The following is a 12,555-nucleotide window of genomic DNA, read 5'->3' on the forward strand; positions in this document are numbered from 1 at the left end:
GTTCACTGTCGTGGCTAAAGAAAAATTTGAACGTAACAAACCGCACGTCAACGTCGGCACCATCGGTCACGTTGACCACGGTAAAACCACTCTGACCGCTGCTCTGACCCGTGTGTGCTCCGAGGTTTTCGGTTCCGCTCGCGTTGATTTCGACAAGATCGACAGCGCCCCGGAAGAAAAGGCTCGTGGTATCACCATCAACACCGCGCACGTCGAGTACGACTCCAACATTCGTCACTACGCGCACGTTGACTGCCCGGGTCACGCCGACTACGTGAAGAACATGATCACCGGTGCTGCCCAGATGGACGGCGCGATCCTGGTCTGCTCGGCTGCCGACGGCCCCATGCCGCAAACCCGCGAGCACATCCTGCTGTCCCGTCAGGTTGGCGTACCCTACATCGTCGTGTTCCTGAACAAGGCCGACATGGTCGACGACGCCGAGCTGCTGGAGCTGGTGGAAATGGAGGTGCGCGACCTGCTCAGCACTTACGATTTCCCGGGCGACGACACCCCGATCATCATCGGTTCCGCGCTGATGGCGCTGAACGGTCAGGACGACAACGAGCTGGGCACCACTGCCGTCAAGAAGCTGGTTGAGACTCTGGATACCTACATCCCTGAGCCGGTGCGTGCCATCGACCGTCCGTTCCTGATGCCGATCGAAGACGTGTTCTCGATCTCCGGTCGCGGTACCGTGGTAACCGGTCGTGTCGAGCGCGGTATCGTCAAGATCCAGGAAGAAATCGAAATCGTCGGTCTGCGTCCGACCACCAAGACCACCTGCACCGGCGTGGAAATGTTCCGCAAGCTGCTGGACGAAGGTCGTGCTGGCGAGAACTGCGGCGTGCTGCTGCGCGGCACCAAGCGTGACGAAGTCGAGCGTGGCCAGGTTCTGGCCAAGCCGGGCACGATCAAGCCGCACACCAAGTTCGAAGCTGAAGTGTACGTGCTGTCCAAGGAAGAAGGTGGTCGTCACACCCCGTTCTTCAAGGGCTACCGTCCGCAGTTCTACTTCCGTACCACCGACGTGACCGGTTCGTGCGAACTGCCGGAAGGCGTTGAGATGGTAATGCCGGGCGACAACATCAAGATGGTTGTCACCCTGATCAAGCCGATCGCCATGGAAGACGGCCTGCGCTTCGCGATCCGCGAAGGCGGTCGTACCGTCGGCGCCGGCGTGGTTGCCAAGATCGTCGAGTAATCGACTGATCCGTTAAAGAGAAAAGGGCCCTTCGGGGCCCTTTTCTTTTGAACTGGTTAAAAGTTGACACCCCCTAGGGCCATCCGTACAATTGCGCCTCCTTTCGGCGGGCGTAGTCCGTCCGCAGGGATTAGCAGCTTGGAATCTGAGGTCAAAATGCAAAACCAACAAATCCGTATTCGGTTGAAGGCTTTTGACCATCGCCTGATCGATCAATCTACCCAGGAAATCGTGGAAACCGCGAAACGTACTGGTGCTCAGGTGCGTGGTCCGATTCCTCTGCCTACTCGTAAGGAGCGGTACACCGTTCTGATTTCTCCGCACGTCAACAAAGACGCGCGCGATCAGTACGAAATCCGCACTCATAAGCGTGTGCTGGACATCGTTCAGCCGACGGACAAAACCGTCGACGCGCTGATGAAGCTCGACCTTGCGGCAGGCGTGGAAGTGCAGATCAGCCTCGGCTAAAACCTGGCGGTTTTAGTCGTGTAACGCTCTGAAATGGGCGGCCATAGCGGGTGAAAGCCCCGTACACTCATGAGGTTTACAACATGACTATTGGTGTAGTCGGTCGTAAGTGCGGCATGACCCGCATTTTCACCGAAGAAGGTGTCTCCATTCCGGTCACGGTCATCGAGATCGAGCCGAATCGCGTCACCCAGTTCAAAAACGAGGAGTCCGATGGCTACCGTGCAGTGCAGGTCACTGTCGGCGAGCGTCGCGCCTCGCGCGTCAGCAAGGCTCAGGCCGGTCACTTCGCCAAGGCGAACGTCGCGGCAGGTCGTACCGTTCTGGAATTCCGTCTTGAAGAAGGCGACTACCAGGCTGGCGATCTGATCAACGCTGAAATTTTCCAAGCTGGTCAACTGGTGGATGTCACCGGTCAGTCCAAAGGTAAAGGCTTCGCCGGTACCATCAAGCGTTGGAACTTCCGCGGCCAGGACAACACTCACGGTAACTCCGTTTCTCACCGTGTGCCGGGTTCCATCGGCCAGTGCCAGACCCCGGGTCGTGTATTCAAGGGCAAAAAGATGTCCGGTCATATGGGCGCTGAGCGCGTGACCGTGCAGTCCCTGGAAGTCATTCGCGTAGACGCCGAGCGTAACCTGCTGCTGGTCAAGGGTGCCGTTCCGGGCGCTACTGGCGGCGACGTTATCGTTCGTCCGGCTGTCAAGGCGTAAGGGGAGAATCTGAGATGCAATTGAATGTAAATGGCGCTCAGGCGATCGAAGTGTCCGATGCGACCTTCGGTGGCGAGTTCAACGAGACCCTGGTTCACCAAGCAGTCGTGGCCTACATGGCCGGCGGCCGTCAGGGCACCAAAGGCCAGAAGTCCCGTTCCGACGTTTCCGGTGGCGGCAAGCGCCCGTGGCGTCAGAAGGGCACCGGTCGTGCCCGTGCCGGTACCACCCGTGGTCCGATCTGGCGTGGCGGTGGTGTGACCTTCGCAGCGTCCACCCGCAACCATGAGCAAAAGCTGAACAAGAAGATGTACCGCGCAGCTCTGCGCTCCATCCTTGCTGAGCTGGTGCGTACCGACCGTCTGGTCGTGGTCGAAGACTTCGCCGTTGATGCGCCGAAGACCAAGACCCTGTTGGCCAAGCTGAACGGCATGGGTCTGAACGATGTTCTGATCGTGTCCGATGCTGTTGATCAGAATCTGTACCTGGCTGCCCGCAACCTGCCGCACGTCGACGTTCGCGACGTTCAGGGTTCCGATCCGGTCAGCCTGATCGCGTACGAAAAGGTGCTGGTCACCGTTTCGGCCGTGAAGAAATTCGAGGAGCTGCTGGGATGAACCAGGAACGCGTATTCAAAGTGCTGCTTGGCCCGCACATCTCCGAGAAGGCCACGGTTCTGGCTGACAAGCAAGGTCAGTTCGTTTTCAAGGTCGCTACCGATGCGACCAAGCTGGAAATCAAGAAGGCCGTCGAAAGCCTGTTCAGCGTGAAGGTTGAGCGCGTCACTACCCAGAACGTTTTGGGCAAGAGCAAGCGCACCGCTCGCGGTCTGGGCAAGCGTAACGACTGGAAGAAGGCAGTTATCTCCCTTCAGCCGGGCCAAGATCTCGATTTCACCAGCAGTGCTGAGTAAGGAAGGGGTGCATCATGGCAATCGTTAAGTGCAAACCGACTTCCGCTGGCCGCCGTTTTGTGGTCAAGGTGGTCAACCAGGAGCTGCACAAAGGCGCTCCGTACGCTCCGCTGCTCGAGAAGAAGTCGAAGTCCGGCGGTCGTAACAACAATGGCCGTATCACCACGCGTCACGTTGGTGGTGGTCACAAGCAGCATTACCGTCTGGTCGACTTCCGTCGCAACGACAAGGATGGCATTCCGGCCACCGTCGAGCGCGTGGAATACGATCCGAACCGTACTGCTCACATCGCTCTGCTGAAGTACGCCGACGGTGAGCGTCGCTACATCATCGCGCCGAAGGGCGTGAGCGCTGGCGACCAGCTGGTAGCCGGCAACATGGCGCCGATCAAGCCGGGCAACAGCCTGCAGCTGCGCAACATTCCGGTGGGTTCGACCGTTCACGGTATCGAGCTGAAGCCGGGCAAAGGCGCACAGATCGCGCGTTCCGCTGGCGCTTCCGCGCAGCTGATCGCCCGTGAGGGTGCCTATGTGACTCTGCGTCTGCGCTCCGGCGAAATGCGCAAAGTCCTGGCCGAGTGCCGTGCGACCCTGGGCGAAGTCTCGAACTCCGAGCACAGCCTGCGTTCGCTGGGTAAGGCCGGTGCCAAGCGCTGGCGCGGTGTTCGTCCGACCGTTCGTGGTGTTGCCATGAACCCGGTTGATCACCCGCACGGTGGTGGTGAGGGTCGTACCTCCGGTGGTCGTCATCCGGTGTCGCCATGGGGCTTCCCGACCAAGGGCGCGAAGACCCGTGCTAACAAGCGCACCGACAACATGATCGTCCGTCGTCGCAAGTAAATAGAGGGATACGACAGTGCCACGTTCTCTGAAAAAAGGTCCTTTTATCGATCTTCACCTACTGAAGAAGGTCGAAGCGGCGGTGGAAAAGAACGATCGCAAGCCGGTTAAAACCTGGTCGCGCCGTTCCATGATCCTGCCGCAGATGGTCGGTCTGACCATCGCTGTGCATAACGGTCGTCAACATGTCCCGGTCCTCGTGAACGAAGACATGGTCGGCCACAAACTGGGCGAATTTGCCGGCACCCGTACCTATCGTGGTCACGTGGCCGACAAGAAAGCCAAGCGTTAAGGGGTAAGGAAATGGAAGTAGCCGCTAAGTTGTCGGGCGCTCGCATCTCCGCCCAGAAAGCCCGCTTGGTCGCCGACCAGATCCGCGGGAAGAAGGTGGGCGAAGCGCTCAACCTCCTGGCTTTCAGCAGCAAGAAAGCCGCCGAGATCATGAAGAAAGTGCTGGAGTCGGCCGTTGCCAACGCCGAGCACAACGAAGGCGCAGACGTCGATGACCTGAAGGTCAGCACCGTTTTCGTCATCGAAGGGCGTTCGCTTAAGCGCATCATGCCGCGTGCCAAAGGCCGTGCTGATCGCATCGTCAAGCGGTCTTGCCATATCACTGTCAAGGTTGCGGACAAGTAACGGAGTCGATCAGATGGGTCAGAAAGTACATCCCGTTGGCATCCGCCTGGGAATCGTCAAGGATCACACCTCGGTCTGGTACGCAGATGGTCGCAATTACGCCGACTACCTGAACGCCGATCTGAAGGTTCGTGCATACCTGCAAGACAAACTAAAAAGCGCGTCCGTAAGCCGTATCGACATCGCTCGTCCGGCACAAACCGCACGCATCACCATCCACACCGCTCGTCCCGGCATCGTGATCGGCAAGAAAGGTGAAGATGTTGAGAAGCTGCGTCAGGACCTGACCAAGCAAATGGGTGTGCCGGTGCACATCAACATCGAAGAGATCCGCAAGCCGGAGCTCGACGGTCTGCTGGTTGCGCAGAGCGTAGCTCAGCAGCTGGAGCGTCGCGTTATGTTCCGTCGCGCCATGAAGCGCGCTGTACAGAACGCCATGCGCATTGGTGCCAAGGGCATCAAAATCCAGGTGAGTGGTCGTCTCGGCGGCGCTGAAATCGCCCGTACCGAGTGGTATCGCGAAGGTCGTGTGCCGCTGCACACCCTGCGTGCCGATATCGATTACGCCACCTACGAAGCGCACACCACCTACGGTGTGATTGGTGTCAAGGTTTGGATCTTCAAAGGCGAAGTGATTGGTGGTCGCCAGGAAGAGCTGAAGCCGCAAGCACCCGCTCCTCGTAAAAAAGCTGCTAAGTAAGGGGTACGCAAAATGTTGCAACCAAAGCGTACGAAGTTCCGCAAGCAGATGACCGGCCACAACCGTGGTCTGGCTCAGCGCGGTAGCAAGGTCAGCTTCGGCGAGTTCGCGCTGAAGTCTGTCGCCCGCGGTCGTCTCACCGCCCGTCAGATCGAGTCCGCTCGTCGTGCTCTGACTCGTCACGTCAAGCGTGGCGGCAAGATCTGGATTCGCGTGTTCCCGGACAAGCCGGTTACCAAGAAGCCTCTCGAAGTGCGGATGGGTAAAGGTAAGGGTGGCGTCGAATACTGGGTAGCCCAGATCCAGCCAGGCAAGGTCCTGTACGAGATCGAAGGCGTTTCCGAAGAGCTGGCGCGTGAGGCTTTCGCCCTGGCTGCTGCAAAGCTGCCGCTCGCCACCACCTTTGTTAAGCGGACGGTGATGTGATGAAAGCGACCGAACTTCGTGAAAAAACCGCACAGCAGCTGAACGAGCAACTGCTCGGCCTGCTGCGCGACCAGTTCAATCTGCGTATGCAGAAGGCAACTGGCCAGTTGGGGCAGTCTCACCTGCTCTCGCAAGTTAAGCGCGACATCGCTCGTGTGAAAACTGTGCTCAACCAGCAGGCAGGTAAGTGATCATGGCTGAAGCCGAAAAAACAGTCCGTACGCTGACCGGCCGTGTTGTCAGCGACAAGATGGACAAGACCATCACCGTTCTGATCGAGCGTCGCGTCAAGCACCCGATCTACGGTAAATACGTCAAGCGTTCGACCAAGCTGCACGCGCACGACGAGAACAACCAGTGCCACATCGGCGACAAGGTTTCCATCCGTGAAACCCGTCCGCTGGCCAAGACCAAGTCTTGGGCCCTGGTTGAAGTCCTCGAACGCGCAGTCGAAGTCTAAGGGCTAGGGGTCGGAGAAATTTTATGATTCAGACTCAATCCATGCTCGATGTGGCTGACAACAGCGGTGCACGTCGCGTCATGTGCATCAAGGTGCTGGGCGGCTCTCATCGTCGCTACGCCGGCATCGGCGACATCATCAAGGTCACCGTCAAGGAAGCAATTCCGCGCGGCAAAGTGAAGAAAGGTCAGGTCATGACCGCGGTGGTCGTTCGTACCCGTCACGGCGTTCGCCGTGCCGACGGTTCGATCATCCGCTTCGACGGCAACGCTGCTGTTCTGCTGAACAACAAGCAGGAGCCGATCGGTACCCGTATCTTCGGGCCAGTGACCCGTGAACTGCGTTCCGAGAAGTTCATGAAGATCGTCTCGCTCGCCCCTGAAGTGCTTTAAGGAGATCCGACATGCAAAAGATTCGTCGTGACGACGAGATCATCGTGATCGCCGGCAAAGACAAAGGTAAGCGTGGCAAGGTGCTCAAGGTTCTCGCTGACGACCGTCTGGTCGTTGGCGGCATCAACCTGGTGAAGCGCCATACCAAGCCGAACCCGATGTCGGGCGTTCAAGGCGGTATCGTCGAGAAAGAAGCGCCGCTGCACGCTTCCAACGTTGCCATCTTCAACTCTGAGACCAACAAGGCTGACCGCGTTGGCTTCAAGATCGAAGACGGCAAGAAAATTCGTGTCTTCAAGTCCACCCAGAAGCCGGTTGGCGCTTGAGAATCATAGGTAAAACACCATGGCACGACTGAAAGAGATTTACCGGAAGGAAATCGCGCCCAAGCTGAAGGAAGAACTGAAGCTGGCGAACGTGATGGAAGTTCCGCGCATCACCAAGATCACCCTGAACATGGGCCTGGGCGAAGCGATCGGTGACAAGAAAGTCATCGAGAACGCGGTTGCCGACCTCGAGAAGATCACCGGTCAGAAAGTCGTCGTGACTCATGCCCGCAAATCGATCGCCGGTTTCAAGGTTCGTGAAGGTTGGCCGATTGGCGTCAAGGTCACTCTGCGTCGCGAGCGTATGTACGAGTTCCTGGATCGTCTGCTGTCCATCTCCCTGCCGCGTGTGCGTGACTTCCGCGGCCTGAATGCCAAGTCCTTCGACGGTCGCGGCAACTACAGCATGGGCGTGAAAGAGCAGATCATCTTCCCGGAAATCGATTACGACAAAATCGATGCGCTGCGTGGTCTGGACATCACCCTGACTACCACTGCCCGTAACGATGATGAAGGCCGCGCCCTGCTGCGTGCTTTCAACTTCCCGTTCCGCAACTGATCGGAGTCTGGAACATGGCCAAGACAAGCATGAAGAACCGCGAGCTGAAGCGTCAGCAAACGGTTGCCAAGTACGCCAAGAAGCGTGCCGAGCTGAAAGCCACCATCGCCAATCCGAACACCAGTCCGGAAGCGCGTTGGGAAGCCCAGGTCGCTCTGCAGAAGCAGCCGCGTGACGCCAGCGCCTCGCGCCTGCGTAACCGCTGCCGCATCACCGGCCGTCCGCACGGCGTTTATCGCAAGTTCGGTCTGTCGCGTAACAAGCTGCGTGAAGCCGCCATGCGCGGCGACGTACCGGGTCTGGTGAAAGCCAGCTGGTAAGTCGAAACGGAGCCGGCCTCGCGCCGGCTTTGTTTTATCCGAATCAAGCCCCTTTTGGGGCTTGATTCATTTTTGATCGGTCTCTAGAATGTCCGGCTCTCCTGAGCCTGGCATTTTGCATGCCGAGCTTTTGGATGATCCCACAGCCTTCGGGCTGTTCTTTTTGTATCAGGAGCGTCTAGCCCATGAGTATGCAGGACCCGTTAGCGGACATGCTAACTCGTATCCGTAATGCCCAGATGGCTGAAAAGTCCGTCGTAAGCATGCCGTCTTCCACGCTGAAGGTGGCTGTAGCCAAAGTTCTGAAGGACGAAGGTTATATTGCGGGTTATCAGATCAGCGGCGAAGCCAAGCCGCAGCTGTCCATCGAGCTGAAGTACTTCGAAGGCCGTCCGGTCATCGAGGAAGTCAAGCGCGTGAGCCGTCCCGGCCTTCGCCAGTACAAATCCGTCGACGATCTGCCGAAAGTTCGCGGCGGTCTCGGTGTCTCCATCGTCTCCACCAACAAGGGTGTGATGACGGACCGCGCTGCGCGCGCTGCCGGTGTCGGCGGCGAAGTGCTCTGCACCGTGTTCTAAGGGGGGATAAGCATGTCTCGCGTTGCTAAGAACCCCGTAGTGCTGCCTGCCGGTGTCGAGGTCAAACTCGCCGGTCAGCAGCTCTCGGTGAAGGGCGCCAAGGGCGCTCTCGAACTGAACGTACACTCGTCCGTGGAAGTGATCCAGGAAGGCAGCGAGCTGCGTTTCGCCGCTCGTAATGGCGATCAGCAGAACCGCGCCATGGCCGGCACCACTCGTGCTCTGGTCAATAACATGGTCATCGGCGTCAGCCAAGGCTTCGAGCGCAAGCTGCAGCTGGTCGGCGTGGGCTACAAGGCTCAAGCCAAAGGCCAGGTGCTGAACCTCGCGCTGGGCTTCTCCCACCCGATCGACTACGAACTGCCGGCAGGCGTCGTGGCCGAAACCCCGAACCAGACCGAAATCCTGATCAAGGGTATCGACAAGCAACTGGTGGGTCAGGTGGCTGCGGAGATCCGTGACTTCCGTCGTCCTGAGCCTTACAAGGGCAAAGGCGTTCGTTACGCGGATGAAGTCGTCCGTCGTAAAGAAGCCAAGAAGAAGTAAGGGGCTGAGATATGACCGACAAAAAAGTTACTCGTCTGCGTCGCGCTCGCAAAGCACGCCTGAAAATGCACGAGCTCGAAGCCGTGCGTCTGTGCGTGTACCGCTCTTCGCAACACATCTACGCCCAGGTCATTTCGGCCGACGGCAGCAAGGTTCTGGCCAGTGCCTCGACCTTGGACAAAGCACTGCGTGATGGCGCCACTGGCAACGTCGACGCCGCCAAGAAAGTAGGTCAACTGGTTGCCGAGCGCGCGAAAGCCGCTGGTGTGACTCAGGTTGCATTCGACCGTTCTGGCTTCAAGTACCACGGTCGCGTCAAGGCGCTGGCCGATGCTGCTCGTGAAGGCGGGCTGGAGTTCTAAGTTATGGCAAATAACGACCAAAAGCGCGACGAAGGCTATATCGAGAAGCTGGTCCAGGTTAACCGCGTTGCCAAGACCGTAAAGGGTGGCCGTATCTTCACCTTCACCGCGCTGACCGTGGTGGGTGATGGCAAGGGTCGCGTCGGTTTCGGCCGTGGCAAGTCCCGCGAAGTACCGGCTGCCATCCAGAAGGCGATGGAAGCTGCGCGTCGCAACATGATCCAGGTGGATCTGAACGGCACCACTCTGCAGTACCCGATCAAGTCCGCTCATGGCGCCTCCAAGGTGTACATGCAGCCGGCTTCCGAAGGTACCGGTATCATCGCCGGCGGCGCCATGCGTGCCGTTCTGGAAGTGGCTGGTGTACAGAACGTTCTGGCCAAGTGCTACGGCTCGACCAACCCGGTGAACGTGGTTCATGCCACCTTCAAGGGTCTGAAGACCATGCAGTCTCCGGAATCCGTTGCAGCCAAGCGTGGCAAGAGCGTCGAGGAGATTCTCTAACCATGGCTAATACCGTCAAAGTGACTCTGATCAAGAGCACCAATGGCCGTCTGGCCAATCACAAAGCTTGCGTCAAGGGCCTGGGCCTGCGTCGCATCGGTCACACCGTAGAGGTTCTGGATACTCCGGAAAACCGCGGCATGATCAACAAGGCTTACTACCTGCTGAAGGTGGAGGGTTAATCATGCAACTGAACGATCTGCGTTCCGCGCCGGGTGCCCGTCGCGAGAAGCACCGTCCGGGCCGTGGTATCGGCAGCGGTCTGGGCAAGACCGGTGGCCGCGGCCACAAGGGTCAGACCTCCCGCTCCGGTGGCTCCATCGCTCCGGGCTTCGAGGGTGGTCAGCAGCCGCTGCACCGCCGTCTGCCGAAGTTCGGCTTCGTCTCCCTGAAGGCTATGGATCGCGCCGAAGTGCGTACCTCCGAGCTGAACAAGGTGGAAGGCGTCGTCACTCTGCAGGCGCTGAAGGATGCCAATCTGGTTGGCCAACACGTACAGCGCGTGAAAGTGATGCTGTCCGGTGAGGTTACCCGTGCGGTCACCCTGAAAGGCATCGCTGCCACCAAAGGTGCGCGTGCGGCTATCGAAGCAGCTGGCGGTAAGTTCGAGGACTAAATGGCTAAGCAAGGTGCTCTCTCAGCGCTGGCAGGTGGCGGGTTGTCCGAACTCTGGGCTCGTTTGCGCTTCCTGTTCATGGCGATCATCGTCTACCGGATAGGTGCGCACATCCCGGTTCCTGGCATCAACCCAGACCGACTGGCGGATCTGTTCCGGCAGAATGAGGGGACCATTCTTAGCTTGTTCAACATGTTTTCCGGCGGCGCGCTGGAGCGGATGAGCATCTTTGCACTGGGGATCATGCCGTACATCTCGGCATCGATCATCATGCAGCTGATGACCGCCGTCAGCCCGCAGCTGGAGCAGTTGAAGAAGGAAGGTGAAGCTGGCCGTCGCAAGATCAGCCAGTACACCCGCTACGGCACTCTCGTCCTGGCGTTCGTTCAGGCCATCGGTATGTCCGTTGGTCTGGCCAGTCAGGGCGTGGCGTTCTCGGTCGATTTCGGCTTCCATTTCGTGGCGATCACCACTTTCGTGGCGGGCGCGATGTTCATGATGTGGCTGGGCGAGCAGATCACCGAGCGCGGTGTCGGCAACGGTATCTCGATGCTGATCTTTGCAGGCATCGTGGCCGGTCTGCCGTCGGCGATCGGGCAGTCTTTCGAGTCTGCTCGTCAGGGCGATATCAACATCTTCGCTCTGATCGCCATCGGCCTGCTGGCAGTAGCGATCATCGGTTTCGTGGTGTTCATCGAGCGTGGTCAGCGTCGCATTGCGGTGCACTACGCCAAGCGTCAGCAGGGCCGCAAGGTCTTCGCTGCGCAGACCAGCCATCTGCCGTTGAAGGTGAACATGGCGGGCGTAATCCCGGCCATTTTCGCCAGCAGCCTTCTGCTGTTCCCGGCCTCGCTGGGTGCCTGGTTCGGTCAGTCCGAGGGTTTGGGCTGGCTGCAGGACATTTCGCAGGCTATCGCTCCTGGTCAGCCGTTGAACATTCTGCTGTTTAGTGCAGGGATCATTTTCTTCTGCTTCTTCTACACGGCACTGATGTTCAACCCGAAAGACGTAGCGGAAAACCTGAAGAAGTCCGGTGCCTTTATTCCGGGCATTCGTCCGGGCGAGCAGTCGGCGCGCTATATCGATGGCGTTCTGACCCGCTTGACCATGTTCGGTGCTCTGTACATGACGGCCGTGTGCCTGCTGCCCCAGTTCCTGGTGGTTGCGGCCAACGTTCCGTTCTACCTTGGCGGGACCTCGTTGCTGATCGTGGTCGTGGTTGTCATGGACTTCATGTCCCAAGTGCAATCGCACCTCGTGTCTCACCAGTACGATTCCCTGATGAAGAAAGCCAACCTGAAGGGCTATGGCAGCGGCATGCTCCGCTGATCCACCCGTAAGGTTCGAGGAGTTGGTAATGAAAGTTCGTGCATCGGTGAAAAAGCTGTGCCGTAACTGCAAAATTATCCGTCGCGAAGGTGTCGTGCGGGTGATCTGCAGCGCAGAGCCGCGTCACAAGCAGCGCCAAGGCTGAGTGTGAACCACGCGTGATAAGCCCGGCAGCTAGTGCGCTGCCGGGTTGATTAATCGTTTCTACAGCGTTAATATCTCGCGCCCTATTTCTTGGCTTCCGGGGCGTAGGTAGCTGTCAATTGGAGTTCCACTGAATGGCCCGTATTGCAGGCGTTAACATTCCGGATAACAAGCACACTGTTATCTCGCTGACCTACATCTATGGTGTCGGTCGCACCACCGCACAGCAAATCTGTGCCGCTACCGGTGTAAACCCGGCTGCGAAAATCAAGGATCTGACTGACGAGCAGATCGAACAGCTGCGTGGCGAAGTAGCCAAGGTGAATACCGAAGGCGACCTGCGTCGTGAAGTGAATATGAAGATCAAGCGCTTGATGGATCTGGGTTGCTACCGTGGCCTGCGCCACCGTAAAGGCCTGCCGGTTCGCGGTCAGCGTACCAAGACCAACGCTCGCACCCGCAAGGGCCCGCGTAAGCCGATCCGCAAGTAATCGCATTCGCGAATCGACAGGAATTTAGT

General features: G+C 58.5%; 25 protein-coding genes. All 25 read left to right on the top strand.

All coding sequences use genetic code 11. From position 1 onward, the window contains the following. Positions 1–10 precede the first annotated feature (10 nt). Positions 11–1,204 carry an elongation factor Tu gene (tuf, locus tag ACIGFL_RS15835; RefSeq protein WP_397497818.1) on the top strand — a complete coding sequence of 398 codons (1,194 nt, stop codon included), beginning with the start codon at positions 11–13 and terminating at the stop codon, positions 1,202–1,204. A 156-nt stretch (positions 1,205–1,360) separates the two neighbouring features. Further along, entirely contained in the window at positions 1,361–1,672 is a 312-nt protein-coding gene (rpsJ, locus tag ACIGFL_RS15840; RefSeq protein WP_003243886.1) for a 30S ribosomal protein S10, read from the top strand. 83 nt (positions 1,673–1,755) lie between these two features. After that, complete coding sequence (gene rplC, locus ACIGFL_RS15845) at positions 1,756–2,385, top strand: 50S ribosomal protein L3 (RefSeq protein WP_122108897.1); 630 nt, start codon at positions 1,756–1,758, stop codon at positions 2,383–2,385. Between the two features lie 14 nt (positions 2,386–2,399). Beyond that, positions 2,400–3,002, top strand: coding sequence for a 50S ribosomal protein L4 (gene rplD / locus ACIGFL_RS15850; protein WP_021444332.1), 603 nt, complete (start codon positions 2,400–2,402; stop codon positions 3,000–3,002). Then, complete coding sequence (rplW, locus tag ACIGFL_RS15855) at positions 2,999–3,298, top strand: 50S ribosomal protein L23 (RefSeq protein ID WP_021444331.1); 300 nt, start codon at positions 2,999–3,001, stop codon at positions 3,296–3,298. Before rplD ends, rplW begins: the two co-directional genes overlap by 4 nt. Positions 3,299–3,312: 14 nt before the next feature. Continuing rightward, the gene (gene rplB, locus ACIGFL_RS15860) at positions 3,313–4,137 is read left to right on the top strand and encodes a 50S ribosomal protein L2 (RefSeq protein ID WP_021444330.1); all 825 of its coding nucleotides are present in this window, start codon (positions 3,313–3,315) and stop codon (positions 4,135–4,137) included. Between the two features lie 16 nt (positions 4,138–4,153). Next, the gene (gene rpsS, locus ACIGFL_RS15865; protein WP_031303186.1) at positions 4,154–4,429 is read left to right on the top strand and encodes a 30S ribosomal protein S19; all 276 of its coding nucleotides are present in this window, start codon (positions 4,154–4,156) and stop codon (positions 4,427–4,429) included. Positions 4,430–4,440: 11 nt separating this feature from the next. After that, the gene (gene rplV / locus ACIGFL_RS15870) at positions 4,441–4,773 is read left to right on the top strand and encodes a 50S ribosomal protein L22 (protein WP_397497820.1); all 333 of its coding nucleotides are present in this window, start codon (positions 4,441–4,443) and stop codon (positions 4,771–4,773) included. 13 nt (positions 4,774–4,786) lie between these two features. Beyond that, complete coding sequence (rpsC, locus tag ACIGFL_RS15875; RefSeq protein ID WP_397497821.1) at positions 4,787–5,473, top strand: 30S ribosomal protein S3; 687 nt, start codon at positions 4,787–4,789, stop codon at positions 5,471–5,473. A gap of 12 nt (positions 5,474–5,485) precedes the next feature. Then, complete coding sequence (gene rplP, locus ACIGFL_RS15880; RefSeq protein ID WP_003243901.1) at positions 5,486–5,899, top strand: 50S ribosomal protein L16; 414 nt, start codon at positions 5,486–5,488, stop codon at positions 5,897–5,899. After that, complete coding sequence (rpmC, locus tag ACIGFL_RS15885) at positions 5,899–6,090, top strand: 50S ribosomal protein L29 (protein ID WP_003463299.1); 192 nt, start codon at positions 5,899–5,901, stop codon at positions 6,088–6,090. The genes rplP and rpmC overlap by 1 nt, the downstream gene beginning before the upstream one ends. Positions 6,091–6,092: 2 nt before the next feature. Continuing rightward, the gene (rpsQ, locus tag ACIGFL_RS15890; RefSeq protein ID WP_031303185.1) at positions 6,093–6,359 is read left to right on the top strand and encodes a 30S ribosomal protein S17; all 267 of its coding nucleotides are present in this window, start codon (positions 6,093–6,095) and stop codon (positions 6,357–6,359) included. Between the two features lie 23 nt (positions 6,360–6,382). After that, on the top strand, positions 6,383–6,751 hold the full coding sequence (gene rplN / locus ACIGFL_RS15895) for a 50S ribosomal protein L14 (RefSeq protein WP_003243907.1): 369 nt from the start codon (positions 6,383–6,385) through the stop codon (positions 6,749–6,751). Positions 6,752–6,762: 11 nt separating this feature from the next. Further along, complete coding sequence (rplX, locus tag ACIGFL_RS15900) at positions 6,763–7,077, top strand: 50S ribosomal protein L24 (protein WP_003243909.1); 315 nt, start codon at positions 6,763–6,765, stop codon at positions 7,075–7,077. A gap of 19 nt (positions 7,078–7,096) precedes the next feature. Beyond that, on the top strand, positions 7,097–7,636 hold the full coding sequence (rplE, locus tag ACIGFL_RS15905) for a 50S ribosomal protein L5 (RefSeq protein ID WP_003243911.1): 540 nt from the start codon (positions 7,097–7,099) through the stop codon (positions 7,634–7,636). Positions 7,637–7,650: 14 nt separating this feature from the next. Next, positions 7,651–7,956, top strand: a complete 306-nt coding sequence (gene rpsN / locus ACIGFL_RS15910) for a 30S ribosomal protein S14 (RefSeq protein ID WP_003463288.1) — start codon at positions 7,651–7,653, stop codon at positions 7,954–7,956. 185 nt (positions 7,957–8,141) lie between these two features. Then, positions 8,142–8,534: a 30S ribosomal protein S8 gene (gene rpsH, locus ACIGFL_RS15915; RefSeq protein ID WP_013789766.1), complete on the top strand. Its 393-nt coding sequence runs from the start codon at positions 8,142–8,144 to the stop codon at positions 8,532–8,534. Between the two features lie 12 nt (positions 8,535–8,546). Continuing rightward, on the top strand, positions 8,547–9,080 hold the full coding sequence (rplF, locus tag ACIGFL_RS15920) for a 50S ribosomal protein L6 (protein WP_021444325.1): 534 nt from the start codon (positions 8,547–8,549) through the stop codon (positions 9,078–9,080). 11 nt (positions 9,081–9,091) lie between these two features. Further along, positions 9,092–9,442: a 50S ribosomal protein L18 gene (gene rplR / locus ACIGFL_RS15925; RefSeq protein ID WP_003243919.1), complete on the top strand. Its 351-nt coding sequence runs from the start codon at positions 9,092–9,094 to the stop codon at positions 9,440–9,442. Between the two features lie 3 nt (positions 9,443–9,445). Continuing rightward, positions 9,446–9,946 carry a 30S ribosomal protein S5 gene (gene rpsE, locus ACIGFL_RS15930; RefSeq protein ID WP_003243920.1) on the top strand — a complete coding sequence of 167 codons (501 nt, stop codon included), beginning with the start codon at positions 9,446–9,448 and terminating at the stop codon, positions 9,944–9,946. A 2-nt stretch (positions 9,947–9,948) separates the two neighbouring features. Continuing rightward, positions 9,949–10,128: a 50S ribosomal protein L30 gene (gene rpmD / locus ACIGFL_RS15935; RefSeq protein WP_003243922.1), complete on the top strand. Its 180-nt coding sequence runs from the start codon at positions 9,949–9,951 to the stop codon at positions 10,126–10,128. Positions 10,129–10,130: 2 nt separating this feature from the next. Then, entirely contained in the window at positions 10,131–10,562 is a 432-nt protein-coding gene (rplO, locus tag ACIGFL_RS15940) for a 50S ribosomal protein L15 (protein WP_013717341.1), read from the top strand. Further along, positions 10,563–11,891 carry a preprotein translocase subunit SecY gene (secY, locus tag ACIGFL_RS15945; protein ID WP_003243925.1) on the top strand — a complete coding sequence of 443 codons (1,329 nt, stop codon included), beginning with the start codon at positions 10,563–10,565 and terminating at the stop codon, positions 11,889–11,891. Between the two features lie 28 nt (positions 11,892–11,919). After that, positions 11,920–12,036 (top strand): 50S ribosomal protein L36, encoded by a 117-nt coding sequence (gene rpmJ / locus ACIGFL_RS15950; protein WP_002555468.1) that lies wholly within the window; start codon positions 11,920–11,922, stop codon positions 12,034–12,036. Between the two features lie 133 nt (positions 12,037–12,169). Then, entirely contained in the window at positions 12,170–12,526 is a 357-nt protein-coding gene (gene rpsM, locus ACIGFL_RS15955; protein WP_021444323.1) for a 30S ribosomal protein S13, read from the top strand. The last annotated feature ends 29 nt before the right edge of the window (positions 12,527–12,555 follow it).

Origin of the sequence: Pseudomonas sp. NPDC077649 (genome assembly GCF_044542855.1) — a bacterium.
GTDB lineage: Bacteria > Pseudomonadota > Gammaproteobacteria > Pseudomonadales > Pseudomonadaceae > Aquipseudomonas.

Coding starts and splice junctions, on each gene's coding strand:
- rpsJ (WP_003243886.1), top strand. CDS start 1,361: ATGCAAAACCAACAAATCCGTATTCGGTTGAAGGCTTTTGACCATCGC.
- rplC (WP_122108897.1), top strand. CDS start 1,756: ATGACTATTGGTGTAGTCGGTCGTAAGTGCGGCATGACCCGCATTTTC.
- rplD (WP_021444332.1), top strand. CDS start 2,400: ATGCAATTGAATGTAAATGGCGCTCAGGCGATCGAAGTGTCCGATGCG.
- rplW (WP_021444331.1), top strand. CDS start 2,999: ATGAACCAGGAACGCGTATTCAAAGTGCTGCTTGGCCCGCACATCTCC.
- rplB (WP_021444330.1), top strand. CDS start 3,313: ATGGCAATCGTTAAGTGCAAACCGACTTCCGCTGGCCGCCGTTTTGTG.
- rplV (WP_397497820.1), top strand. CDS start 4,441: ATGGAAGTAGCCGCTAAGTTGTCGGGCGCTCGCATCTCCGCCCAGAAA.
- rpsC (WP_397497821.1), top strand. CDS start 4,787: ATGGGTCAGAAAGTACATCCCGTTGGCATCCGCCTGGGAATCGTCAAG.
- rplP (WP_003243901.1), top strand. CDS start 5,486: ATGTTGCAACCAAAGCGTACGAAGTTCCGCAAGCAGATGACCGGCCAC.
- rpmC (WP_003463299.1), top strand. CDS start 5,899: ATGAAAGCGACCGAACTTCGTGAAAAAACCGCACAGCAGCTGAACGAG.
- rpsQ (WP_031303185.1), top strand. CDS start 6,093: ATGGCTGAAGCCGAAAAAACAGTCCGTACGCTGACCGGCCGTGTTGTC.
- rplN (WP_003243907.1), top strand. CDS start 6,383: ATGATTCAGACTCAATCCATGCTCGATGTGGCTGACAACAGCGGTGCA.
- rplX (WP_003243909.1), top strand. CDS start 6,763: ATGCAAAAGATTCGTCGTGACGACGAGATCATCGTGATCGCCGGCAAA.
- rplE (WP_003243911.1), top strand. CDS start 7,097: ATGGCACGACTGAAAGAGATTTACCGGAAGGAAATCGCGCCCAAGCTG.
- rpsN (WP_003463288.1), top strand. CDS start 7,651: ATGGCCAAGACAAGCATGAAGAACCGCGAGCTGAAGCGTCAGCAAACG.
- rpsH (WP_013789766.1), top strand. CDS start 8,142: ATGAGTATGCAGGACCCGTTAGCGGACATGCTAACTCGTATCCGTAAT.
- rplF (WP_021444325.1), top strand. CDS start 8,547: ATGTCTCGCGTTGCTAAGAACCCCGTAGTGCTGCCTGCCGGTGTCGAG.
- rplR (WP_003243919.1), top strand. CDS start 9,092: ATGACCGACAAAAAAGTTACTCGTCTGCGTCGCGCTCGCAAAGCACGC.
- rpsE (WP_003243920.1), top strand. CDS start 9,446: ATGGCAAATAACGACCAAAAGCGCGACGAAGGCTATATCGAGAAGCTG.
- rpmD (WP_003243922.1), top strand. CDS start 9,949: ATGGCTAATACCGTCAAAGTGACTCTGATCAAGAGCACCAATGGCCGT.
- rplO (WP_013717341.1), top strand. CDS start 10,131: ATGCAACTGAACGATCTGCGTTCCGCGCCGGGTGCCCGTCGCGAGAAG.
- secY (WP_003243925.1), top strand. CDS start 10,563: ATGGCTAAGCAAGGTGCTCTCTCAGCGCTGGCAGGTGGCGGGTTGTCC.
- rpmJ (WP_002555468.1), top strand. CDS start 11,920: ATGAAAGTTCGTGCATCGGTGAAAAAGCTGTGCCGTAACTGCAAAATT.
- rpsM (WP_021444323.1), top strand. CDS start 12,170: ATGGCCCGTATTGCAGGCGTTAACATTCCGGATAACAAGCACACTGTT.